Source organism: Streptomyces iakyrus (genome assembly GCF_000717055.1).
Classification (GTDB): Bacteria; Actinomycetota; Actinomycetes; order Streptomycetales; family Streptomycetaceae; genus Streptomyces; species Streptomyces iakyrus.
This window is the reverse complement of record NZ_JNXI01000005.1, coordinates 252729-275681: the sequence shown is the minus strand read 5'-3', so window position 1 is coordinate 275681 and position 22953 is coordinate 252729. Positions and strand designations below refer to the sequence as shown.

The 22953-nt window shown below is 71.5% G+C and carries 18 protein-coding genes; 10 read left to right on the top strand and 8 right to left on the bottom strand.

Annotated features, from left to right (window positions below; all coding sequences use genetic code 11):
* Positions 1-121 precede the first annotated feature (121 nt).
* Genes OO68_RS11940 through OO68_RS11920 form a run of 5 tightly spaced genes read right to left on the bottom strand, consistent with a single transcriptional unit; the run spans position 122 to position 5738 of the window.
* Positions 122-1432 (bottom strand): DUF58 domain-containing protein, encoded by a 1311-nt coding sequence (locus OO68_RS11940; RefSeq protein WP_033308252.1) that lies wholly within the window; start codon positions 1430-1432, stop codon positions 122-124.
* Positions 1432-2421 (bottom strand): AAA family ATPase, encoded by a 990-nt coding sequence (locus OO68_RS11935; protein WP_106974321.1) that lies wholly within the window; start codon positions 2419-2421, stop codon positions 1432-1434. The genes OO68_RS11940 and OO68_RS11935 overlap by 1 nt, the downstream gene beginning before the upstream one ends.
* A complete protein-coding gene (locus OO68_RS11930; protein ID WP_033308250.1) occupies positions 2421-3617 on the bottom strand; it encodes a DUF4350 domain-containing protein in 1197 nt (398 codons plus the stop codon). Before OO68_RS11930 ends, OO68_RS11935 begins: the two co-directional genes overlap by 1 nt.
* On the bottom strand, positions 3614-4381 hold the full coding sequence (locus OO68_RS11925) for a DUF4129 domain-containing protein (RefSeq protein ID WP_051814596.1): 768 nt from the start codon (positions 4379-4381) through the stop codon (positions 3614-3616). Before OO68_RS11925 ends, OO68_RS11930 begins: the two co-directional genes overlap by 4 nt.
* Before the next feature lie 4 nt (positions 4382-4385).
* Positions 4386-5738, bottom strand: coding sequence for a glycerophosphoryl diester phosphodiesterase membrane domain-containing protein (locus tag OO68_RS11920; protein WP_033308249.1), 1353 nt, complete (start codon positions 5736-5738; stop codon positions 4386-4388).
* Between the two features lie 140 nt (positions 5739-5878).
* On the opposite strand from OO68_RS11920, the gene mtnA reads away from it, so the two are divergent.
* The 7 genes from mtnA to OO68_RS11885 all read left to right on the top strand — a co-directional run bounded on the left by mtnA (position 5879) and on the right by OO68_RS11885 (position 15085).
* Positions 5879-7027, top strand: a complete 1149-nt coding sequence (gene mtnA / locus OO68_RS11915) for an S-methyl-5-thioribose-1-phosphate isomerase (protein ID WP_033308248.1) — start codon at positions 5879-5881, stop codon at positions 7025-7027.
* A 174-nt stretch (positions 7028-7201) separates the two neighbouring features.
* The gene (mtrA, locus tag OO68_RS11910) at positions 7202-7891 is read left to right on the top strand and encodes a two-component system response regulator MtrA (protein ID WP_009188938.1); all 690 of its coding nucleotides are present in this window, start codon (positions 7202-7204) and stop codon (positions 7889-7891) included.
* A gap of 1 nt (position 7892) precedes the next feature.
* Positions 7893-10085 carry an MtrAB system histidine kinase MtrB gene (gene mtrB, locus OO68_RS11905; protein WP_033308247.1) on the top strand — a complete coding sequence of 731 codons (2193 nt, stop codon included), beginning with the start codon at positions 7893-7895 and terminating at the stop codon, positions 10083-10085.
* Positions 10075-11904 (top strand): LpqB family beta-propeller domain-containing protein, encoded by a 1830-nt coding sequence (locus OO68_RS11900; protein ID WP_033308246.1) that lies wholly within the window; start codon positions 10075-10077, stop codon positions 11902-11904. Before mtrB ends, OO68_RS11900 begins: the two co-directional genes overlap by 11 nt.
* 298 nt (positions 11905-12202) lie before the next feature.
* Complete coding sequence (locus OO68_RS11895) at positions 12203-13126, top strand: ComF family protein (RefSeq protein ID WP_033308270.1); 924 nt, start codon at positions 12203-12205, stop codon at positions 13124-13126.
* A gap of 311 nt (positions 13127-13437) precedes the next feature.
* Positions 13438-14133 carry a ribosome hibernation-promoting factor, HPF/YfiA family gene (hpf, locus tag OO68_RS11890; RefSeq protein WP_033308245.1) on the top strand — a complete coding sequence of 232 codons (696 nt, stop codon included), beginning with the start codon at positions 13438-13440 and terminating at the stop codon, positions 14131-14133.
* Between the two features lie 205 nt (positions 14134-14338).
* Entirely contained in the window at positions 14339-15085 is a 747-nt protein-coding gene (locus OO68_RS11885; RefSeq protein WP_033308244.1) for a response regulator, read from the top strand.
* A 9-nt stretch (positions 15086-15094) separates the two neighbouring features.
* Here OO68_RS11885 and OO68_RS11880 read toward each other — a convergent pair whose 3' ends face one another.
* Both OO68_RS11880 and OO68_RS11875 read right to left on the bottom strand, forming a co-directional pair.
* Positions 15095-16267: a winged helix-turn-helix domain-containing protein gene (locus OO68_RS11880; RefSeq protein ID WP_033308243.1), complete on the bottom strand. Its 1173-nt coding sequence runs from the start codon at positions 16265-16267 to the stop codon at positions 15095-15097.
* Between the two features lie 68 nt (positions 16268-16335).
* A complete protein-coding gene (locus OO68_RS11875) occupies positions 16336-16902 on the bottom strand; it encodes a GNAT family N-acetyltransferase (protein ID WP_033308242.1) in 567 nt (188 codons plus the stop codon).
* 298 nt (positions 16903-17200) lie between these two features.
* Here OO68_RS11875 and secA point away from each other — a divergent pair, with 298 nt between their 5' ends.
* Complete coding sequence (secA, locus tag OO68_RS11870; RefSeq protein WP_033308241.1) at positions 17201-20047, top strand: preprotein translocase subunit SecA; 2847 nt, start codon at positions 17201-17203, stop codon at positions 20045-20047.
* 164 nt (positions 20048-20211) lie between these two features.
* Here secA and OO68_RS48455 read toward each other — a convergent pair whose 3' ends face one another.
* Positions 20212-20562 carry an Rv3235 family protein gene (locus tag OO68_RS48455; RefSeq protein ID WP_329503533.1) on the bottom strand — a complete coding sequence of 117 codons (351 nt, stop codon included), beginning with the start codon at positions 20560-20562 and terminating at the stop codon, positions 20212-20214.
* Between the two features lie 772 nt (positions 20563-21334).
* Here OO68_RS48455 and OO68_RS11855 point away from each other — a divergent pair.
* Positions 21335-21847, top strand: coding sequence for a DUF6912 family protein (locus OO68_RS11855; RefSeq protein WP_033308239.1), 513 nt, complete (start codon positions 21335-21337; stop codon positions 21845-21847).
* An 85-nt stretch (positions 21848-21932) separates the two neighbouring features.
* Positions 21933-22598: an HAD family hydrolase gene (locus OO68_RS11850; RefSeq protein ID WP_033308238.1), complete on the top strand. Its 666-nt coding sequence runs from the start codon at positions 21933-21935 to the stop codon at positions 22596-22598.
* Positions 22599-22953 lie beyond the last annotated feature (355 nt).

The following is a 22953-nucleotide window of genomic DNA, read 5'->3' as shown; positions in this document are numbered from 1 at the left end:
GGTACTGCAGGGGGGACCCTGTGGGAGAGTAGGACGCCGCCGAACAATTTTTGGGAAAACCCCCGCATCTTCGGATGCGGGGGTTTTCTGCGTTTAGGCCCCCTTTCAAGGACCCGTCTTTTCACAGGCGTCCAGCCGTCTTCAATGCCAGGTACGCGTCCGCCAGTGCCGGCGCCAGGTCGTCCGGAGTGGCGTCCACGACCGTGACGCCGTGGCGGCGGAGTTGTTCTGCTGTGTGGTGACGCTCTGACTGGGCCTGGGCGGCTGCTGCGGCCTCGTAGACTGCGTCGGCGCTACCGCGTGCTGTGGCCATTTCCGTGATGTGCGGGTCTGCCACCGACGCCAGCAGGACGGTGTGGCGCTGGGTGAGCTGAGTGAGGACCGGGAGCAGGCCTTCTTCGATGGGGGCGGCGTCCAGCGTGGTGAGCAGGACGATCAGGGAGCGGCGAGGGGACGTACGGAGAGCGGTCGCTGTGAGGCCTCGGGCGTCCGTTTCGACGAGCGCCGGCTCCAGCATGGCCATGGCGTTGACCAGGGCGGGAAGGACGTCGCCCGCCGTGCGGCCCTGCACGAGGGCGCGAACCTTGCGGTCGTAGGCGAGGAGGTCCACGCGGTCGCCGGCGCGGGAGGCGAGGGCTGCGAGGAGGAGGGCCGCGTCCATGGAGGCGTCGAGGCGTGGTGCGTCGCCCACGCGGCCGGCCGAGGTGCGGCCGGTGTCGAGGACCACGAGGATGTGGCGGTCGCGTTCGGGACGCCAGGTGCGTACGGCGACCGTGGTCTGGCGGGCTGTGGCGCGCCAGTCGATGGAGCGGGTGTCGTCGCCGGGGACGTACTCGCGCAGACTGTCGAACTCCGTGCCCTCGCCGCGAGTGAGGACGCTGGTGCGGCCGTCCAGCTCGCGGAGGCGGGCCAGTTTGGACGGGAGGTGCTTGCGGCTGGTGAACGGCGGCAGGACACGGACCGTCCAGGGAGCCCGGTGGGTGCCCTGGCGGGAGAAGAGGCCGAGGGGGCCGTACGAGCGGATGGTGATGCGGTCGGCCTGGCGGTCGCCCCGGCGGGTGGGGCGGAGCTTGGTCGTGACGCGGCGGCGTTCGCCCGCGGGGACCGTGAGGCGGTGGCGGGAGGCCGCTGTCTCCGTGCCGGGCTGCCAGCTGCTGGGGGGCCAGGCGTCGCGCAGTCGGGCGCGGAGGGGGCGGCGGGACGGATTCGTGATCGTCAGGGTCACCTCCGCCGTGTCGCCGAGGCGTACTGAGGTGTCGCCGGAGCGGGTCAGGCCCAGGCGGCGTACGGGGGCGGCGAGTGCGAAGTCGCAGGCGCAGGCCACGGCCAGGGGAGCGTTGACCGCCAGGATACCCGTCCAGCTGGGCTCCCAGATGCCGACGGGGAGGGAGCCCAGGGCCGCGAGGAGGGCGGCGCGTCCGGTGAGTGCCATCAGCGGGGGACGGGGACGTGGGCGAGGATCGCGTTGATGACGGAGTCGGCCGTCACGCCTTCCATTTCGGCCTCCGGGCGGAGTTGCACGCGGTGGCGGAGGGTGGGCAGGGCGAGGGCCTTCACGTCGTCCGGGATGACGTAGTCGCGGCCGGTCAGCCAGGCCCAGGCGCGGGCGGTGGCCAGGAGGGCCGTGGCGCCTCGGGGAGAGACACCCAGGGTGAGGGAGGGCGACTCGCGGGTGGCGCGGCAGATGTCGACGACGTAGGCGGTGATTTCCGGGGAGATGGTCGTCTTGGCGACCGCTGCGCGGGCTGCCTCCAGGTCGGCGGGGCCCGCTACGGGGCGTACGCCGGCGGCGTGGAGGTCGCGGGGGTTGAAGCCCTCGGCGTGGCGGGTGAGGACGTCGATCTCGTCCTGGCGGGAGGGGAGGGGGATGGTGAGTTTGAGGAGGAAGCGGTCGAGCTGGGCTTCCGGGAGGGGGTAGGTGCCCTCGTACTCGACCGGATTCTGGGTCGCTGCGACCAGGAACGGGTCGGGGAGGGGGCGGGGGGTGCCGTCGACGGTGACCTGGCGTTCCTCCATGGCTTCGAGGAGGGACGACTGGGTCTTGGGGGGCGTGCGGTTGATCTCGTCGGCGAGGAGGAGGTTGGTGAAGACGGGGCCGGGCTGGAAGGAGAACTCGGCGCTGCGGGTGTCGTAGACCAGGGAGCCGGTCACGTCGCTCGGCATGAGGTCGGGCGTGAACTGGACGCGCTTGGTGTCGAGTTCGAGGGCGGAGGCGAGGGCGCGGACCAGGAGGGTCTTGGCGACGCCGGGGACGCCTTCGAGGAGGACGTGGCCGCGGCAGAGCAGGGCGACGACGAGGCCGGTGACGGCGGGGTCCTGGCCGACCACGGCCTTGGCGATCTCGGCGCGCAGGGCCTCCAGGGCGTCTCGGGCGGTGCCCGGGTCCCCGGTCTGCCCAGCGTTGTCAGTGGTCGGGTCCATCATGGACGGCGTACCTCTCTTTCGAGGGCGTCGAGTCGGTCGGCGAGTGCGATGAGTGCTGCGTCGTCGCTGGGCGGTGGTCCGAAGAGGAGGGATTGCTGGTCCTGGCCGTCGCCGTGGAGGTGGGCGGACAGGGCGGGGAGAAGGGCCTCGGGCGTGTGCGCCTGGGTGACGGGGACGCCTACGAGGGGGGCGAGGCGGGTGCGGGTGGTGGAGCGCAGAGCGTCGGCCGCGCGGTCGCGGGCGTCGGTCTTGCGGTAGAGCCGGGCGCGGCCTTCGGCGGTTTCGGAGGCGCGGATCGCGACGGGGAGTTTTTCGGGCACGAGGGGGCCGAGCCGACGTGCCCGCCAGAGGGCGGCCAGGGCCGCGGCGATGAAGAGCTGCAGGGTGCCCCAGAGCCAGCCCGAGGGGAGCAGGTCGAAGAAGCTGCGTTCGTCGTCGGGGTTGGCTGCCGACGTGTCGGAGAGCGAGGGGAGGTACCAGACCAGATGGGGGCGCGAGCCGAGGAGTTGGAGGGCGAGCGAGGCGTTGCCCTGCTCGTCGAGGTGGTCGTTGAGGAGTATGTCGGGCGCGCCCAGGGCGATGGTGTCGCCGTCCCCTGTGCTGTCCGGGATGCGCAGCAGGGTTGCCAGGCGTTCGCTGGGGTAGCACGCGTCGGCGCCGAGGTGGGTGGTGGAGTAGCGGACGCCGCCCGTGTCGGCGGTGCCGGCCCGCTGGGCGGCGGGCAGGGCGCAGTCGGGGGAGAGCGTCGAGTCGAGGCTGGTGGCGGGGTCGGCGGTGACGCCGGGGGCGAGCCGTTCGATGGAGGCGCTGCCGGAGGCGACCAGGACGGTGCGGCCGCGGGAGTCGGCGAACGCGTTGTGCAGCCGGGTCTGCTGAGTGGGGGTCAGCAGGTCGGGGGCGGCGACCAGGAGGGTGGTGTCCGGGCCGGCCGCGGTGGCTGCCTCGTCCAGGGTGGTGACCACGCGGGTGTCCACGCCCCGGTCGGCGAGGAGTTCGGCGACGGCGCGGCTGCCGCCCGGGTCGGCGGAGCGCGGGTCGAGTTCGCCGTGGCGGGCGTCGGAACGAATGACGGCGATGGCGACGGCTCCCGCGAGGAGTACCACCAGGGCGAGTGCGATACCGCGCGCGCGGGTCCACACCTGGCGGGCGGTGGGCGAGGCCGAGGTGGACGTGAGGGTGGCCTCGGTGGTCATTCGGCGGCTCCCTGGCGGGTGTTGGGGGCCGTGGTGGCGCTGCTCGTCGCGAGCTGGGGCTTGGTGCGTTCCAGGTCGCGGTCGAGTTCCGCGATGCGGTGGTACGACTGTTCGGTCGCCGAGCGGCCGCCGTATGTGACGTCGTCGAAGTCGCGGGCGGCGGTGCGCAGCCGGTCGGTGTGGGCGGGCAGGGCGCGGCCGGCTTCGGCTGCGGCCTCGTCGGCGGTGCGGCCGGGGCGGACGTCGAGGAGGGCGCGTTCCTCCAGGGCGCGGACGAGGGCGCGCATGCGTTCCTGGACGGCCTGGTTCCAGTGGCCCTGGGCGGCGTGTGCCTCGGCGGTGGCGCGGTGGTCGGCGGCGCTGCGGGGGCGGTCGTCGAACAGGGTTGCTGACGAGGTGGGTTGGCGGCGCGGGGTGCCCAGGCGCCACCACAGGGCGGCCAGGACGGCGATGACGGCCAGGACGACGACGATCAGGCCGAGTGTGCCGCCGGGGGTGGCGGTCGAGGCGGCGTTGAGGAGTTTGCCGAGCCAGTCCCAGAAGGCGTCGAGGGCGCGCTGGAACAGGCTGGGGTCGTTCTCGTGGTACATGCGCTTGGACAGCTCGCGCCGGGCCGCCTCGCGCGCGGGGTCGCGCGGGATGGTGAGGGGCGGCTCGTCGGCGGAGCGGACCGGCGACAGCAGGGAGGTGTCGCCGGCGCTCAGCAGCGTCCGTATGCCGGCGCGTGGCAGCGCCGTTGTGAGAAGTTCCCCCGCCCGGCTCACCGCATCAGCTCCCCGGGGTGGCGCCGGGGGCGGTGGAGCCGTAGCCCTGGACGCCGGCGGCGCGGGCCAGTTCGAGGTCGAGGGCCTCGCGGCGGATGCGCTGGTCGATGTAGAGGAGCACGGTGACGCCGGCCGTGATGGGGAACGTGATCATGGAGCCGATCACCGAGCCGATGCCGCTGATGATGAGGAACGTCCAGCCGAGGCTGCCGACACCGGTGTTGAGCCAGCCGGTGAGGCCGTCGCCGCTGAGGGCCGCGGCGAGGAGGGTGAAGGGGATGACGATGATCGAGGCGACGACGTTCGCGATGAGCGTGGCGAGCAGCTGGATGCCGAAGATCCGCCACCAGGTGCCCTGGACGAGCTTCGCGGAGCGGCTCATGGCCTTCTTGATGCCCTGCTTCTCCAGCATGAGGGCGGGAGAGGCGAGGGAGAAGCGGATGGCCAGCCACAGGGCGACGATGCCGGCGCCGATGATGCCGAGGACGGTGAGGGCGACGCCCGGGCCGCTGCTCCCGGCGATGGTCACGAGGAGGCCGGGCAGGGCTCCCACGGTGACGACGCCGACGGTGATGAGCAGCAACACGCAGATGAGGCCGAACAGTTTGAGGATCTGGGGGCGGGCGTCGCGCCAGGCCTCGCCGATGGTCACCGATGTGCCGAGTACGGCGCGGCTGGTGACGGTGGTGAGCAGGGCGGTCGCGATGACGGTACCGACCAGGGAGATCACGAAGACGACGCTGGAGTTGAGCATGGCGTCGCCCATGGCGCGGCTCAGCTCGCTGAGGGTGGCGCTGGGGTCGTTGAGGGCTTCGGTGCTGGAGTCGTTCAGGACGAGGCCCTGGAACAGGACGACGATGAGCTCGGTGAGGACGGCGACGGTCAGGGAGATGCCGAGGACCGTGCGCCAGTAGGTGCGCATGGTGGAGACCGCGCCGTCGAGGATCTCGCCCACGCCGAGCGGGCGGAGCGGGATGATGCCGGGCTTGGCGGCGGGCGGGGGGCCGCCCCAGCCGCTTCCCCAGCCGCCGTGAGCTCCGGGCGCGCCGTATCCGCCGTGGCCTGCGGGGCCGTAGCCGCCGGGGGGCTGGTTGCCCCAGCCCGGGCCGGGGGGCGGGGGCGGGGGCGCCTGGCCGGGGGCCGCCGGGCCGCTGGGGGCGGACCACTGGGCCGGTGGCGGTTGTTCCTTGGACCACTGCGGGCCGGCGTCCTGCGGGGCCTGGCCGGGCTGGGCCGGCTGGTCCGCGGGCTGTGCGGGGGCGGGGCGGTCGGTGGGCTCGGCAGGTCCGGACTGGTCCGGCTTCTGCCCGTCGGACGGGGCGGATCCGGGCGAGGCCCAGCCCGGAGTGTCGTTCATCGTCGCTCCTTCACGGTGCCCGTCCGCGGTCGCGGCGGCAGGTTGGCAGCCATCGTGCCATGGGGTGGTCTTGGAGTGACCGGCCGCGGTAGGGGCTGCGTACCTTCAATTGTCCGCTCGATAGGGGGCAGACTGACGGCATGGCTGATCAGTACGCGCACAGCGGCGATGACAAGCGGCCGACCGAGATCCCGGCGATCCGCTGGGAAGAGCCACCGGAAGGCCCGGTTCTGGTCCTGCTGGACCAGACGAGGCTGCCCGCCGAGGAGGTCGAACGGGTCTGTACGGACGCGTCCGCACTCGTGGAGGCGATCCGTTCGCTGGCGGTGCGCGGGGCGCCGCTGCTCGGCATCGCGGGGGCGTACGGCGTCGCGCTCGCCGCCGCGCGGGGCTTCGACGTGGACGAGGCGGCGGCCGCGCTGGCGAGTGCCCGGCCGACGGCGGTGAACCTGGCCGTGGGCGTGCGTCGGGCCCAGTCGGCCCATGAGGCGGCGCTCGCCAAGGGCGGTGACGTCCGGCAGGCGGCCGCGGCGGCGCTGGCCGCGGCGCGGCAGCTGCACCGGGAGGACGCCGAGGCCAGTGGGCGGATGGCCGAGCACGGGCTGGCGCTGCTGGACGAGCTGCTGCCCGGTGGCGGGCACCGGATCCTCACCCACTGCAACACCGGTTCGCTGGTGTCGGGCGGGGAGGGGACGGCGTTCGCGGTGGCGCTCGCGGCGCACCGGACGGGGCGGCTGCGGCGGCTGTGGGTGGACGAGACGCGGCCGCTGCTGCAGGGCGCTCGTCTGACGGCGTACGAGGCGGCTCGCAGCGGGATGGCGTACACGCTGCTCACCGACAACGCGGCGGGGTCGCTGTTCGCCGCGGGGGAGGTGGACGCGGTGCTGATCGGGGCGGACCGCATCACGGCGGACGGTTCGGTGGCGAACAAGGTCGGGAGCTATCCGCTGGCGGTGCTGGCGCGGTACCACCACGTGCCGTTCATCGTGGTGGCGCCGGTGACGACGGTGGATCTGGACACCGCGGACGGGGCGTCCGTCGAGGTGGAGCAGCGTCCTGGGCATGAGGTGACCGAGGTGACGGCGCCGCAGGTGCCGGTGGTCGGTGCGGAGGCGGGCGGTGGGATTCCGGTGGCGCCGCTGGGGACGCAGGCGTACAACCCGGCGTTCGACGTGACGCCGGCCGAGCTGGTGACGGCGATCGTCACGGAGGAGGGCGCTGTTTCGCCTGTGACGGCCGAGGCGCTCGCCGAGATGTGTGCCCGGTCAAGCCGGGTGGCCGCGGGCTGAGCCGGGCGCTGCGTGGGTGCACGGGGCGGCGGCGTGCTCCGGCACCCTCGCCTCTCCGCCCTGCTGGAGATCGTCTGCGGGCCCGGCGAGGGCAGACAGTAGCGCTTGCTGCGACTATGGTCACTGGCCGGTGACCTACCTCACCACTGCCTTCGCCACTGTTATGAGAATGGGATGATGTCGTTTATGAAGGGACGAGTCCTTGTCGTCGACGACGACACCGCACTGGCCGAGATGCTCGGCATCGTGCTGCGTGGTGAGGGTTTCGAGCCGTCGTTCGTGGCCGACGGGGACAAGGCGCTGGCCGCGTTCCGTGAGGCCAAGCCCGACCTGGTGCTGCTCGATCTGATGCTGCCCGGCCGCGACGGCATCGAGGTGTGCCGCCTGATCAGGGCGGAGTCGGGTGTGCCGATCGTGATGCTGACGGCGAAGAGCGACACGGTCGACGTCGTCGTGGGCCTGGAGTCGGGCGCCGACGACTACATCGTGAAGCCGTTCAAGCCGAAGGAGCTGGTGGCCCGGATCCGGGCGCGGCTGCGGAGGTCGGAGGAGCCCGCTCCGGAGCAGCTCGCCATCGGTGACCTGGTCATCGATGTGGCGGGGCACTCCGTGAAGCGGGACGGGCAGTCGATCGCGCTGACGCCGCTGGAGTTCGACCTGCTGGTCGCGCTCGCGCGCAAGCCGTGGCAGGTGTTCACGCGCGAGGTGCTGCTGGAGCAGGTCTGGGGTTACCGGCACGCGGCGGACACGCGGCTGGTCAACGTCCATGTGCAGCGGCTGCGCTCCAAGGTCGAGAAGGACCCGGAGAAGCCGGAGATCGTGGTGACCGTCCGTGGTGTCGGATACAAGGCAGGACCGAGCTGACATGTCCGGCGACAGTGCCGCTTCGGCGCCCGGCCGGTCCGGGGCCCGCCCGGAGCGGCCTGTCGGGCGGAAGAAACCCGGCTCCCGTTGGGGACGGTTCCTGGAGAGCGGGCTGCTGCTCCAGGGCGGAGTCCAGGGCAGCCCCGTCATCCGCCTGTTCATGCGGTGGGTGCGCCGGCCCCTGCTGCCCGTCATGCGGTTGTGGCGGCGCAACATCCAGCTCAAGGTCGTCGTCACGACGCTGCTGATGTCGCTGGGCGTCGTGCTGCTGCTCGGCTTCGTCGTCATCGGGCAGGTGCGCAACGGCCTCCTGGACGCCAAGGTGAAGGCGTCCCAGAGCCAGGCCACCGGCGGGTTCGCGGTGGCCAAACAGCGGGCCGACGAAGCGGCGAGTGGCACCGGCGACGACGGCACCACGTCGGTCGGGCGTCCCGCGCAGAACGTCACCCCGTGGATGAGCGACCTCGTCTCCTCCCTGTCCAGCGGCGGCCAGGGCGCCTTCGACGTCGTGACGCTCCCGGCCACCGACGCGGAGGGGGCGGGCGGCCGCGGGCAGCGTGCCTCCGGCGAGGTGGACTGGAACCGGAGTGTGCCCGCCGACCTGCGCGAGCGGATCGGCCACAGTACGACGGCCGCGCAGAGCTACACCCGCATCACCTACAACAACCCGACGAAGGACTCCCAGCCGGGCCTGGTCATCGGCCAGCAGGTCGACGACCCCAACGGCGACCCGTACCAGCTGTACTACCTCTTCCCGCTCACCCAGGAGGAGAAGTCGCTGAGCCTGGTCAAGGGCACGCTGGCGACGGCCGGGCTGTTCGTCGTCGTCCTGCTGGGGGCCATCGCCTGGCTCGTGGTGCGGCAGGTCGTGACGCCGGTGCGGATGGCGGCGGGGATCGCCGAGCGGCTGTCGGCCGGGCGGCTCCAGGAGCGTATGAAGGTCACCGGCGAGGACGACATCGCGCGGCTCGGTGAGGCCTTCAACAAGATGGCGCAGAACCTCCAGCTCAAGATCAGCCAGCTGGAGGACCTGTCGCGGATGCAGCGCCGGTTCGTGTCGGACGTGTCGCACGAGCTGCGGACGCCGCTGACGACCGTACGGATGGCCGCCGACGTCATCCACGAGGCGCGGGTGGATTTCGATCCGGTCACCGCGCGGTCGGCGGAGCTGCTCGCGGACCAGCTGGACCGGTTCGAGTCGCTGCTCGCGGATCTGCTGGAGATCAGCCGGTTCGACGCGGGCGCCGCGGCGCTGGAGGCGGAGCCGATAGACCTCAGGAACGTCGTACGGCGGGTGGTCAGCGGGGCCGAGCCGCTCGCGGAGCGCAAGGGGACGCGGATCCGCGTCCTCGGCGACCAGCAGCCCGTCGTCGCCGAGGCCGACGCCCGGCGCGTGGAGCGGGTGCTGCGCAACCTCGTGGTCAACGCCGTCGAGCACGGCGAGGGCAGGGACGTCGTCGTCAAGCTCGCCGCGGCCGGCGGTGCCGTCGCCGTGGCGGTGCGGGACTACGGGGTCGGGCTCAAGCCGGGCGAGGCGACCCGGGTGTTCAGCCGCTTCTGGCGGGCCGACCCGGCACGCGCGCGTACCACGGGGGGTACGGGCCTGGGGCTGTCCATCGCCCTGGAGGACGCGCGGCTGCACGGCGGCTGGCTGCAGGCCTGGGGCGAGCCGGGCGGGGGATCGCAGTTCCGGCTGACGCTGCCCAGGACCGCCGACGAGCCGCTGCGGGGCTCCCCGATACCGCTGGAGCCCAAGGACTCCCGGCGCAACCGCGGGCTCGACGACGCCGGTCTGCCGTGCGGCGGCGGGGACGGCGAGAAGCGGGCGACGGTGCCGGCGCAGCCGGTGAGCGGGCCGGGGCCGCAGGGGGCGAAGCGGGACCCGATACCGCCGCGGAGCGCTCCTACGGCCGATCCGACGGCGCTGCCCGGCAACGGTTCGCGTGTGGTGCCCAGGCCCGCATCGGGCGCGCGCCGGCAGGACGAATCGGCGGGGGCTGAGCAGCAGCCTCCCGGCGACGGCGTGGGTCGCCCGGAGGGGGCGGGGCGCCAGGGTGGTGCCGAGGGCCGGGCCGGACGGGATCCGGTCGTGAACGGGCCGCGGGACGAGGACGACCACTCCGCGGGAACGGGCAGCCGGGCGACCGGGCCCGGGGACGTGGACAGGCAAGGGGAGGCATCTCGTGGGCGCTGACCGCGAGGGGCGCGGCCGGCGCAGGCCTGCGCAAGTGATGGCGTACGCCGCCGGTGGCGTTCTGGTGCTGGCGGGCTGTGCCTCGATGCCGGACAGCGGGGACCTGCGGGGTGTGGAGTCCACACCGCGCCAGGAGACCCAGGTGCAGGTGTTCGCCGTGCCGCCGGGGGAGGACGCGTCGCCCTCGGAGATCGTGCAGGGCTTCCTTGAGGCGCTCACCAGCGACGATCCGCAGTACAAGACCGCGCGCCAGTACCTGACCGGCGACGCCGCGAAGACGTGGCGGCCCGAGGCGTCCGCCACGGTGCTGACGGACGGGCCGGGTGCCAAGCCCGAGCCCGGCGGCGGCGGGGAGGACACCGGCGAGATCTCGTACATGCTGACCGGTACCAAGGTCGCCACCGTCGACGCCCAGCAGGCGTACGCGCCCGCGACCGGGGCGTACGGCAGGAGCGTGCACCTGACGCAGGACGACAAGCGGCAGTGGCGGATCGACGCGCTGCCGCAGGGCGTCGTCATCGGCGAGTCGGACTTCCAGCGCAACTACATGTCCGTCAGCAAGTACTACTTCGCCTCGAACACCGAGGCGGCCGGATCGAAGTCACGGCCCACGGCGGTCGCCGATCCCATCTACGTGCGCCGGCGTGTGGAGCCCATGACGCAGATGGTGAGTTCCCTGCTCAGCGGGCCCACGCGGTGGCTCGGACCCGTGGTCAGATCGAGTTTCCCCACCGGTACGGCGTTGGCGAAGGACGCCGGGGCGCTGACGCCGGACGACCGGAGCAAGCTGACGGTCCCGCTCAACGACAAGGCCGCGGGCATCGGCACCAACCGGTGCGAGGAGATGGCCGCCCAGATGCTCTTCACGCTGCGCAACCTCAGCCCCGCGGTGGAGGAGGTCGAGCTGCGGGCCGGAGGGGCGGAGCTGTGCTCGCTCACGCAGGAGGGGGCCGATTCGGCGGCCTCCCGCAGCTCGGCGCGGCACCCCGACTACCTGTACTTCGTCGACGGCAAGCACCGGCTCGTGCGGATCGCAGCGGGCAGCAGCGGCAACGAGCCTGACCCGGCGCCGGGCGCCCTCGGCGAGGGTGACACGGCGCTGCGGTCGGTGGCGGTGTCGCGTGATGAGCACACGGCGGCCGGCGTGAGCCTCGACGGCCGGTCGCTGTACGTGGGCTCGCTCGTCTCGGGCGGATCGCTGGGCGAGCCGGTGCTGCGCAGCCAGGGCCGGTCCGAGAAGGACCGGCTGACGCCCCCCAGCTGGGACGCGGACGACGGACTGTGGGTGGCCGACCGCGATCCCGAGCGTCCCCGGCTGCTCCTCTTCGAGGAGGGCAAGGGCGATCCGGTAGAGGTGCGCACGCCGCACCTGGACGGACGGATCCAGTCCGTGCGGGTCGCCGCCGACGGAGTGCGGATCGCGCTCGTCGTGGAGAAGGGCGGCAAGAAGGCCCTGCTGATCGGTCTGATCGAGCGGGACGAGAAGCCGGGTGAGAAGCCGGCCGTCAGGGTGGTGGAACTGCGCTCCGCGACGCCGGAACTGGAGGAGGTCACCACCATGTCGTGGGCCGGGGACAGCCGGCTCGTGGTGGTCGGGCGCGAGCACGGGGGCGTCGAGCAGATGCGGTACGTCCAGGTCGACGGCTCCACGCCGGACGTGCCGGCGCCCGCCGCTCTGACCGGCGTCAAGGAGGTCACCGCTGCCGAGGACGACCAGCTGCCGCTGGTGGCGTACTCGGTGGACGGCATCGTCCGCCTGCCCTCGGGCGAGCAGTGGCAGAAGGTGACGGAGGGGACGGCGCCGGTCTATCCGGGGTGAGCTGTGAGCGCCCCGGTGGCAGGTGTGGCCGGGGTGCGCTGGGTGCGGGCGGCCGCTCCTGCCGAGGTCGGACTCGGCAGGAGCGGCCGCCGGCGTTCGGGGGGCGTGCGCGGGGCCGGTGCTCGTCGGTCGCCTCCGGCCCGTGGCTTCCGTGGCTCCGTGGTTGCTGGGGCTTCTGCGGGGCGTCACTCGTGTGGGGGACGAGCCGGTGGCGAGGGCGGCTGGTTGTCCACAGGCGGTCCGCCACGGTTGTCCACAGGGGTGGCCGGACCGGGCCCACAGGGGCACAGTGGTGGCCATGCGGCGCTGGTGGCAGGACCTGACCGACCTGATGCTGCCGGGCGACTGCGGGGGCTGCGGGGTGCCTCGTACGGTGCTGTGCGCGCGGTGCCGTGCGGTGCTGGGCGGAAGCGCGGTGCGGCGGGTACGACCGGTGCCGGAGCCGCCCGGGCTGCCCGTGGTGCACGCGGCGGCCCGGTACGCCGACGAGGTCCGGGCGACGCTGCTGGCCCACAAGGAACGGGGTGCCCTGGCGCTCGCCGGACCGCTCGGAGTGGCGCTTGCGGAAGCGGTAGGGGCGGGGCTGATGGATGCCCGGGCTCCGGCGCCGGCCGGAGGGGCCCTGCCCTGGGGCGGCAGGGCTCCTGTGCTGCTCGTGCCGGTGCCGTCCGGGCGGCGGGCCGTGCGGGCCCGGGGGCATGATCCGGCGCGGCGGATCGCGCTCGCGGCAGCGGGTGAGTTGCGGCGGCGGGGGCTTCCGGCCCGGGTGGCCGGGGTGCTGCGGCAACGCCGGGCCGTGGCCGACCAGTCGGGGCTCAGCTCACGGCAGCGGCTGGACAATCTCGCGGGCGCGCTGGCGGTGGCTCCCGGCGGCGCCCGGCTGCTCTCCGGGGGAGCGGTCGTCCTCGTCGACGACGTGATGACCACCGGGGCCTCTCTGGCGGAGGCCGCGCGTGCCGTGCGGGCGGTCTCGGGCGGGCGGCAGACCGCTTTCGGGGTGACGGGGCCGATTCCGAACGTCTCATGGACTTCGGCCGTGTATGCGGGAGAGACGTGGGAAAGCAGAGAGGAACAGAACGTCGGATCAAGGCAGGAGAGGACGGGCCGGAGGCCCGCCCGGCAGGTGAACACGGGCGCGGGCGACGTCGGCGGAGTCGCCGAGGTGGTGTGCGCGGCAGTGGTCGCGGCAACTCCGGACTCTTTCGAAATAAACCGGAACTGACTGAGATCTTGTGTCGTTGCAGGTAACGAGAGGGCCTATTCACCTGAACGGAGGTACGCCGCAGTAGAGGGTGACGACATCCGTCCGGGCGAGATATGTTCGGTTGAGAGGGAAAGCCGCAGGCCACACCTCTCGAATCCGAATGCCGTGCTGCGAGTTTTTCTTCATCACTCGCACCGGTGGAGTGGAGATCTCGCTCGCGGGGGAGGAGGTGGAAGTCACCGAGTCCGAGGTTCCGGGACTCACCGGAGCCTGGTGCAAAAGGGAGACGCTCCGCACCGCAGCGGAGTGATCCGGGAACGGAGTTCTGCGTGGACATCGTCGTCAAGGGCCGCAAGACCGAGGTGCCCGAGCGGTTCCGGAAGCACGTGGCCGAGAAGCTGAAGCTGGAGAAGATCCAGAAGCTCGATGGCAAGGTGATCAGCCTCGACGTCGAGGTGTCCAAGGAGCCCAACCCCCGGCAGGCCGACCGCTGTGACCGAGTGGAGATCACGCTCCGCTCCCGCGGCCCGGTGATCCGGGCGGAGGCAGCGGCGAGCGATCCGTACGCGGCGCTCGACCTGGCGGCGGAAAAGCTGGAAGCCCGGCTGCGCAGGCAGCACGACAAGCGGTACTCGCGCCGTGGCGCGCGCCGGATCCCGGCCGCCGAGGTCGCCGACCACGTCCCGGGTGTGGCGACGCTCAACGGAAACGGCCTGGTGCCGGCTTCCGAGGAGGAGCCCGAGGCCGTACCCACGAAGAAGATCGGCTCGCTGGAAGTGCAGGGTGACGGCCCCATCGTCGTCCGCGAGAAGACCCACGTCGCAGCCCCCATGACCCTCGACCAGGCTCTCTACGAGATGGAGCTGGTCGGGCACGACTTCTACCTGTTCGTCGACTCCGAGACCAAGGAACCGAGTGTCGTCTACCGACGGCACGCCTACGACTACGGCGTGATCCACCTCAGCACGGACACGATGGTCACCCAGGCGCACTCCCCCGACGCGGGTGGTGCGCTCGGCGGCTGACCGTGCCGGGTGACAGCGGAACAGGTGCCCCTGGAGCGCGTGTGCGCCCCCAGGGGCACCCCCGTGCGACCACTTCGCGCCCCGCTCCGGCACCCCGGTGCCGTCCGGGCATGAAATCATGGTGGCCACGGCCCAACCGGTGGGTCGTTGCTCTGGGTTGGCGATGGCTCAGGACCTCAGGCCACAGCCTTCAGGGGGAGGAACGATGGCGGACAGCTTCGGACCGATGCGTGACGAGGATGCCGACGACGGCGTCGTCGGCATGGGCCCGGACTCGGGGACTCCACGCAAGGAACCGATCAGAGTCCTTGTGGTGGACGACCACGCCTTGTTCCGCCGGGGCCTGGAGATCGTGCTCGCGGCCGAGGAGGACATCCAGGTCATCGGGGAGGCGGGCGACGGCGCCGAGGCCGTCGAGAAGGCCGCCGACCTGCTGCCCGACATCGTCCTGATGGACGTGCGGATGCCCAAGCGGGGCGGGATCGAGGCGTGCACCTCCATCAAGGAAGTGGCACCCAGCGCCAAGATCATCATGCTGACGATCAGCGACGAGGAAGCCGATCTCTACGAGGCCATCAAGGCGGGAGCGACCGGCTATCTCCTCAAGGAGATCTCCACGGACGAGGTGGCCACCGCCATTCGCGCGGTGGCCGACGGGCAGTCGCAGATCAGCCCGTCCATGGCGTCGAAACTCCTCACCGAGTTCAAGTCGATGATCCAGCGCACGGACGAACGCCGGCTGGTGCCCGCGCCGCGCCTGACCGACCGCGAACTGGAAGTCCTCAAGCTCGTCGCGACGGGAATGAACAACCGTGACATTGCCAAGGAGTTGTTCATCTCCGAGAACACCGTGAAGAACCACGTCCGCAACATCCTGGAGAAGCTGCAACTGCACTCCAGGATGGAAGCGGTGGTGTACGCGATGCGGGAGAAGATCCTCGAGATCCGCTAGGACGCGGTCTCAGCCGAGAAGGCGGGCGAGTTCCCGCGCCAGGGGCTCGCGCAGCTCCGGAGTGTCGACCCGTTCCACGCGGGCGTCCGTGCAGTCCACCCACGTCGCCGCCTCGGCCAGGGCCTGGGCGACGGCCTGGACGGCCTTCGTGCCGTCCAGGGTGACCTGCTTGGCGACCAGCGTGCGGCCCTCGCGGGCCGGGTCCACGCGGCCGACCAGACGGCCGCCGGCCAGGACCGGCATCGCGAAGTAGCCGTGGATCCGCTTCTGTTTGGGGACGTAGGCCTCCAGGCGGTGCGTGAATCCGAAGATCCGCTCCGTGCGCGCCCGCTCCCAGATCAGGGAGTCGAAGGGCGACAGGAGCGTGGTGCGGTGGCGGCCGCGCGGGGGCGTCTCCAGAGCCGCGGGATCGGCCCACGCAGGCTTGCCCCAGCCCTCGACCGAGACCGGGACCAGGCCGGACTCGGCGATCACCGCGTCGACCTGCTCGCCCTTGAGGCGGTGGTAGTCGGCGATGTCCGCGCGGGTGCCCACCCCGAGGGACCGGCCCGCCAGACCGACCAGGCGGCGCAGGCACTCGGTGTCGTCCAGCTCGTCGTGCAGCAAATCGTCGGGCACGGCGCGCTCGGCGAGGTCGTAGATGCGCTTCCAGCCGCGGCGCTCCACGCAGACCACCTCGCCGTACATCAGGGCGCGTTCCACCGCGACCTTGGAGCCGGACCAGTCCCACCAGTCGTTCGTCTTCTTCGCGCCGCCCAACTCCGTCGCCGTGAGGGGGCCTTCGGAGCGGAGCTGCTTGATGACCTGGTCGTAAACGCCGTCGGGCAGGTCGTGGTTCCACTGCGGGCGGTTGCGGTAGGCGCGGCGGCGGAAGGCGAAGTGGGGCCACTCCTCGATGGGGAGGATGCAGGCGGCGTGGGACCAGTACTCGAAGGAGTGCGTGTCCTGCCAGTAGGCATCCTCGACCGTTCTGCGGCCGACCGCGCCCAGCCGGGCGTACGGGACGAGTTCATGGGAGCGGGCCAGGACCGAGATGGTGTCGAGCTGTATCGCGCCCAGGTGGCGGAGGACGCCACGGACACCGGAACGGCGGTCGGGAGCGCCGAGGAAGCCCTGGGCGCGGAGCGCGATTCTGCGGGCCTCGTCCGCGGAGAGGTCGGCGATGGGGCGAGGGGTGGTCATGGTCGCAGCGTAGGGGGTGGGTCTGACAACGGGGGTGACCTGCGGGTTCTCCGGGGAGGAGGGGCAGGTCAGCGGGCCGGCAGGTACGGGGCCGTCGACGGCAGGCCCATGTCCGAGGGGAGCAGTGAGCCCACCCAGGTGTCCCGCCGCACTCCCTTGTTGTTCGTCGCGGAGCGCAGCGTGCCCTCGATCGTGAAGCCCGCTCGTTCCGCCACCGCGCGGGAGGCCCGGTTGCCCACCTCGGCGCGCCATTCGACGCGGTCGAGTGCGGCGCGGGTGAAGGACCAGCGGCAGACGGTGAGGACGGCCTCGGTGACGTAGCCGTTGGCGCGGTGCTGCTTGGCGGCCCAGAAGCCGATCTCGCCCATGCCCAGGGCGCGCATCGTGATGCCGAGCATGCCCGCCAGTTCCGCGGAGTGCAGGAAGACGCCGAAGGTGAACATGGAGCCGTCCCTCCAGCCGTCCGGGACCAGTTGCTCGGTGAAGCTCTGGGCGTGCTCGCGCAGGTAGGGCGAGGGGATCGTGGTCCAGCGCTGGATGCCGGGGTCCTGGCAGGCCTCGTACACCGCGTCGGTGTCCTGGGGGCCCACCGCGCGCAGCAGGAGACGGTCCGTGGTGAGGGTGACGGGTTCCATCGGGCGATTCTGCTCGGATGCCGGCCGTGATGTCTTGTGCTTGCCGTCGGTGAAGAGGTGATTACGGGTTGTGCAATTCGGTGGAGGAGTGCGGCACTATCCGAGGGGGCCGCACGTTGTCCCCTTTGAAGCAGACGTGAATCTCGACGCAGACGTGAATCAGAATCGAAGCAGCGGACGGTCGCCGTCACGGCAGGCCCTCCCGGCGCGGTGGGGTCCTCGCATACGATGGCCGTTGCTCAGTAAGTCAAGTGGTAACCGACCGTCCCAGGCCCGACCGGCAAGGAGACCAACCCCCGTGTCCGTCCTCTCGAAGATCATGCGTGCAGGCGAAGGCAAGATCCTGCGCAAGCTGCACCGCATCGCGGACCAGGTCAACTCCATCGAAGAGGACTTCGTCGACCTCTCCGACGCCGAGCTGCGCGCCCTCACCGATGAGTACAAGCAGCGCTACGCCGACGGCGAGACCCTGGACGACCTGCTGCCCGAGGCGTTCGCCACAGTCCGCGAGGCCGCCAAGCGGGTCCTCGGCCAGCGTCACTACGACGTGCAGATGATGGGTGGCGCGGCCCTGCACATGGGCTACGTGGCCGAGATGAAGACCGGTGAGGGCAAGACCCTCGTCGGCACCCTGCCGGCTTACCTGAACGCCCTGTCCGGCAAGGGCGTCCACATCATCACGGTCAACGACTACCTGGCCGAACGCGACTCCGAGATGATGGGCCGCGTCCACCGGTTCCTGGGGCTCGAGGTCGGCTGCATCCTCGCCAACATGACGCCGGCTCAGCGCCGCGAGCAGTACGCCTGCGACATCACGTACGGCACGAACAACGAGTTCGGCTTCGACTACCTGCGCGACAACATGGCCTGGTCCCAGGACGAGCTCGTCCAGCGCGGCCACAACTTCGCCATCGTCGACGAGGTCGACTCCATCCTCATCGACGAGGCCCGTACGCCGCTGATCATCTCCGGCCCGGCCGACCAGGCCACCAAGTGGTACGGGGACTTCGCCAAGCTGGTGAAGCGCCTCAAGCGCGGCGAGGCCGGCCAGCCGCTCAAGGGCATCGAGGAAACCGGCGACTACGACGTCGACGAGAAGAAGCGCACCGTCGCCATCCACGAGTCCGGTGTCGCCAAGGTCGAGGACTGGCTGGGCATCGACAACCTCTACGAGTCGGTGAACACCCCTCTGGTGGGCTACCTGAACAACGCCATCAAGGCCAAGGAGCTCTTCAAGAAGGACAAGGACTACGTCATCATCGACGACGAGGTCATGATCGTCGACGAGCACACCGGACGTATCCTCGCGGGCCGCCGCTACAACGAGGGCATGCACCAGGCGATCGAGGCCAAGGAAGCGGTGCCGATCAAGGACGAGAACCAGACGCTCGCCACGATCACCCTCCAGAACTTCTTCCGCCTCTACAAGCGCCACGACCACAACGGCAAGGAACAGCCCGGCCTGTCCGGCATGACCGGTACGGCCATGACCGAGGCCGCGGAGTTCCACCAGATCTACAAGCTCGGCGTGGTGCCGATCCCGACCAACCGGCCGATGGTCCGCAAGGACCAGTCGGACCTGATCTACCGGACCGAGGTCGCCAAGTTCGAGGCGGTCGTCGACGACATCGAGGAGAAGCACCGCAAGGGGCAGCCGATCCTCGTCGGCACGACCTCCGTCGAGAAGTCCGAGTACCTCTCGCAGCAGCTCAGCAAGCGCGGCATCCAGCACGAGGTGCTGAACGCCAAGCAGCACGACCGGGAGGCGACGATCGTCGCCCAGGCTGGCCGCAAGGGTGCCGTCACGGTGGCCACGAACATGGCCGGCCGTGGTACGGACATCAAGCTCGGCGGCAACCCCGAGGACCTCGCCGAGGCGGAACTGCGCCAGCGTGGCCTCGACCCCGAGGAGCACATCGAGGAGTGGGCGCACGCCCTGCCCGAGGCGCTCCAGCGGGCCGAGAAGGCCGTCCAGGCGGAGAAGGACGAGGTCGAGAGGCTCGGCGGGCTCTACGTGCTGGGCACCGAGCGCCACGAGTCGCGCCGTATCGACAACCAGCTGCGCGGTCGTTCGGGCCGTCAGGGCGACCCGGGCGAGTCCCGTTTCTACCTCTCCCTCGGCGATGACCTGATGCGCCTGTTCAAGGCCCAGATGGTCGAGCGCGTGATGTCGATGGCGAACGTCCCGGACGACGTGCCGATCGAGAACAAGATGGTCACCCGCGCGATCGCCTCCGCCCAGTCGCAGGTCGAGCAGCAGAACTTCGAGACGCGCAAGAACGTCCTGAAGTACGACGAGGTGCTCAACCGCCAGCGCGAGGTCATCTACGGCGAGCGGCGCCGCGTCCTGGAGGGCGAGGACCTGCACGAGCAGGTGCAGCACTTCATGGACGACACCATCGACGCCTACGTCCAGGCCGAGACCGCCGAGGGCTTCCCCGAGGACTGGGACCTCGACCGGCTGTGGGGCGCCTTCAAGCAGCTCTACCCGTGCAACGTCTCGATCGAGGAGCTGGAGGAGGCCGCCGGCGACCGTGCCGGGCTGACCGCCGAGTTCATCGGCGACTCCATCAAGGACGACATCCACGAGCAGTACCAGGCGCGCGAGGACCAGCTCGGCTCCGAGATCATGCGGGAGCTGGAGCGCCGGGTCGTGCTGTCGGTCCTGGACCGCAAGTGGCGCGAGCACCTCTACGAGATGGACTACCTCCAGGAGGGCATCGGCCTGCGCGCCATGGCGCAGAAGGACCCGCTGGTCGAGTACCAGCGCGAGGGCTTCGACATGTTCACCGCGATGATGGAGGGCATCAAGGAGGAGTCCGTCGGCTACCTGTTCAACCTGGAGGTCCAGGTCGAGCAGCAGGTCGAGGAGGTCCCGGTCGAGGACACCAAGCCGGTGGCCGACCTGGAGAAGCACGACGCGGTGCCGGCGCAGGCGGGTTCCCGTCCGGAGATCCGCGCCAAGGGGCTCGACGTCCCGCAGCGGCGCAACCTCCACTTCTCCGCGCCGACGGTCGACGGCGAGGGCGGCACCATCGAGGGCGACTTCACCGAGGACGGCGAGCCGGTGCGCTCCGAGGCCGACGGCCTCACGCGCGCGGAGCGGCGCAAGCAGGCGCGGGGGCGTGGCCGCCGCAAGAAGTGACGGTCGCCGAGGCGCCGTAGCGGTTTGAAGGGCCGGACACCCGAGGGTGTCCGGCCCTTCGGCGTCGACGGCATCAGTCGGTGTCGACGGCATCAGTCGGTGTCGAGGGCATCAGCCGGCGTCGACAGCTTCAGTCGGCCTCGCGGCCTCGCGGCCTCGCGGCCTCAGTCGGCTTCCGGGCGAGGCGGGCGGGGGCCGCCGAGTTCGACAGCCGTGCAGCGCCACCGGCGGTCCCGCCCGAGTTCCAGGCGGAAGGCCATGGCGCGCAGCCGGTCGCCGGCACCGATACGGGCGAAGGCCTCGATGGCGCCCGGGCGGGGCTCGTAGTAGCCGATGTCGCGGACGACGGGACGGGCACCGCGCGTGCGCAGGGGGCCGCGTTCGGCCAGCCACGCCAGCTCGTCGTAGGCGCGGCCACGGGTGTGGCGGAGCATCGAGTGGACGGGGCGGTGACCGCTCAGCACGGCGACGAGGAGGTCGGCGAAGAGGTCGGTGGGCAGGGGCTGGGGGATCACCGCGGGGCGGGACCCCTGGGCCGGGACGCGGGGGGCCGTTCCGGCCTCGGCGGGGGCGGAAGCTGTCGCGTCCGCGGGTTCCGGGATGGTGGCCGTTCCCGTGGTCCTGCGGGGTGCTGTGCGGGTCGCGGAGGGGGTCGGCGGGCGCGTGTCCGACGGGCGGGTGCGGGAGGCCCTGGCACGGGTGGAGGCCGGCGGGCGCCCACCCGCCGCGGGAGGCCGCATCCGGCCGCTCCCGGGGGACCGCGGAGGTGCTGCGCCGGCGGGTGTGTGGGGAGCAGCGTCGCCCGAGGCGCGGGGTGTGGTGCCGGCCGGTGTCCGCGGCGCGGTGCCGTCCGAGACGTGGCGAGTCGTGCTCGTCGGCGGGAAGGGTGCCGTCGTCAGGGCGGCGCGGTCGGTGCCGGGTCGGGCGCGGGTGGGGCGGGGCTGGGTCCTGGTCATGACCTTGTGCATGGGGGTCCCCGTTTCGTGGGTCCGGTGGGTACCGGGGAGTAACTTCGGGTGGTGATCTTGTACGGGGCCTACGGGGGCGGCGGCAAGAAAAGGGGGATGCGCGTCGCGGGCGCCGGAAGGTTCGCTTATCCGGGTGATATCGAAGGCGTGGAGCCCATGAATGCGGGGATGCGCAGGGTGAATTCCGGGCCCGGGGTGGACGCCCCGGGCGTCACGGGGCGGGACTCGAAAGGGGACGCCCCGCACGTATCCTGAAGGCCTTCCGGAGCCTCGCGGAGCCCTTCGGACGCCCGACCACGACCACGAAAGCGGCCAGCCCATGCGTGTCTACGTGCCCCTGACCCTCCCCGGTCTCGCCGAGGCGTACCGGACGGGCGAGCTGGGAGCCGGGCCGTTCGCCGCCTACGCCGTGACGCCCGGGCTGCGCGAGTGGTACGTCTCCGACGACACCGAGGAACTGGAGTACGCGGCGCTAGGCCGGGCCGCGCTGGCCTCGCTGCGCCTGCTGGCGGAGGAGCCCGAGGCGCCACGGCGCCGGGTCGTGATCGCCGTCGACGTGGCCGACCGGGCCGTGAGCGCGGATCCTGGCCGGGGGCTCGATCCGGCACCGGGCGAGGTGCGGGTCGCGGGACCGGTGCCGTTGGCCAAGGCGGCGTCGGTGCACGTCGACGCGGCGGACGCCCGGGCCGATGTGACGGCGGCCGCCGACGCGCTGCCGGCGGCGGACGGCGGGGACGACGACGCGCAGTACCTCGTGGACGGGGCCGAGGACCACGAGCTGCTGTGGTTCGCCACGCAGGAGATCGCGAACCTGGTCGGGCGCGGGGACTGAACATGCGGGACGGAACATGCCCCCCGGGGGGCGCGTTGAGGCGCCGTCCTCTTGATTGTCAGTGAGGGCGGGTACGTTTTCAGGCATGGGGATGAAGACGGGCGCGCACATTGTCTGGGACTGGAACGGGACGCTGTTCCACGACATCGACGCGATCATCGGGGCGACGAACGCGGCCTTCGCCGAGCTGGGGCTGGAGCCGCTGACGCTGGAGAAGTACCGGGAGCTGTACTGCGTGCCGGTGCCGAAGTTCTACGAGCGGCTGATGGGGCGGCTGCCGACCGAGGCCGAGTGGGAGGCGATGGACGACGTCTTCCACCGGTACTACGCCGAGCACCGGACGGCGTGCGGGCTGACGGTGGGGGCCGTGGAGCTGCTGGCCGGGTGGCGCTCGGCGGGTCGCAGCCAGTCGATCCTGAGCATGTACGTGCACGAGGAGCTCGTGCCGCTGGTGCGCGGCTTCGGCATCGAGCCGCACTTCATACGGGTGGACGGGCGGACCGGCCCGTCGGGGGGCAGCAAGGCCGAGCACATGGTGCGGCACCTGGCATCGCTGAGCGGGGTGGCGCCGGAGCGCACCGTGGTGATCGGGGACGCGGCGGACGACGCCGTGGCCGCGCTGCACGTCGGGGCCCGGGCCGTGCTGTACACCGGCGGGTCGCACAGCCGGGTGAGCCTGGAAGCGGTCGGCGTGCCTGTCGTGGACACGCTGGAGGAAGCGGTCGAGGAGGCGGAGCGGCTCGCGGCCTGACCGGCCCCCACAAAGCTCCGAGACCGACATCAGAGGCTCTCCAGACCGAAATGCGTAGCGGCACTGTGCAGAACGTCAAACTTCCAGGGCTGGTTTTGTACACATACGGCTCATGACGGAGCCCCTGTAAGGAGCGATAGCCTTGGTGGCGTGATCAGCGCGATAGTTCGCGGGGACGTCGTCGTCCCTGCCCTGCGCCCGGAGAGCACGGACCACATCCGTGACCGGGCGGCAGTCGCTGGTCTTCGCGGGCGGGACGTGCCGTCGAGGGCTCCCGGGACGCCGAACATCACCAGGACCCGGGCGTCGCAGAGAGCATCGTCACACCGGTGGCGCAGCTCAAGAATGGCTCAGA

What these genes read in the sequence shown, in the direction of transcription:
- OO68_RS11850 (WP_033308238.1), top strand. Translation starts at nt 21,933, where the DNA reads ATGGGGATGAAGACGGGCGCGCACATTGTCTGGGACTGGAACGGGACG.
- OO68_RS11885 (WP_033308244.1), top strand. Translation starts at nt 14,339, where the DNA reads ATGGCGGACAGCTTCGGACCGATGCGTGACGAGGATGCCGACGACGGC.
- OO68_RS11855 (WP_033308239.1), top strand. Translation starts at nt 21,335, where the DNA reads ATGCGTGTCTACGTGCCCCTGACCCTCCCCGGTCTCGCCGAGGCGTAC.
- OO68_RS11940 (WP_033308252.1), bottom strand. Translation starts at nt 1,432, where the DNA reads ATGGCACTCACCGGACGCGCCGCCCTCCTCGCGGCCCTGGGCTCCCTC.
- OO68_RS11930 (WP_033308250.1), bottom strand. Translation starts at nt 3,617, where the DNA reads ATGACCACCGAGGCCACCCTCACGTCCACCTCGGCCTCGCCCACCGCC.
- OO68_RS11935 (WP_106974321.1), bottom strand. Translation starts at nt 2,421, where the DNA reads ATGGACCCGACCACTGACAACGCTGGGCAGACCGGGGACCCGGGCACC.
- OO68_RS11895 (WP_033308270.1), top strand. Translation starts at nt 12,203, where the DNA reads ATGCGGCGCTGGTGGCAGGACCTGACCGACCTGATGCTGCCGGGCGAC.
- OO68_RS11880 (WP_033308243.1), bottom strand. Translation starts at nt 16,267, where the DNA reads ATGACCACCCCTCGCCCCATCGCCGACCTCTCCGCGGACGAGGCCCGC.
- mtrB (WP_033308247.1), top strand. Translation starts at nt 7,893, where the DNA reads ATGTCCGGCGACAGTGCCGCTTCGGCGCCCGGCCGGTCCGGGGCCCGC.
- mtnA (WP_033308248.1), top strand. Translation starts at nt 5,879, where the DNA reads ATGGCTGATCAGTACGCGCACAGCGGCGATGACAAGCGGCCGACCGAG.
- mtrA (WP_009188938.1), top strand. Translation starts at nt 7,202, where the DNA reads ATGATGTCGTTTATGAAGGGACGAGTCCTTGTCGTCGACGACGACACC.
- OO68_RS11920 (WP_033308249.1), bottom strand. Translation starts at nt 5,738, where the DNA reads ATGAACGACACTCCGGGCTGGGCCTCGCCCGGATCCGCCCCGTCCGAC.
- OO68_RS11875 (WP_033308242.1), bottom strand. Translation starts at nt 16,902, where the DNA reads ATGGAACCCGTCACCCTCACCACGGACCGTCTCCTGCTGCGCGCGGTG.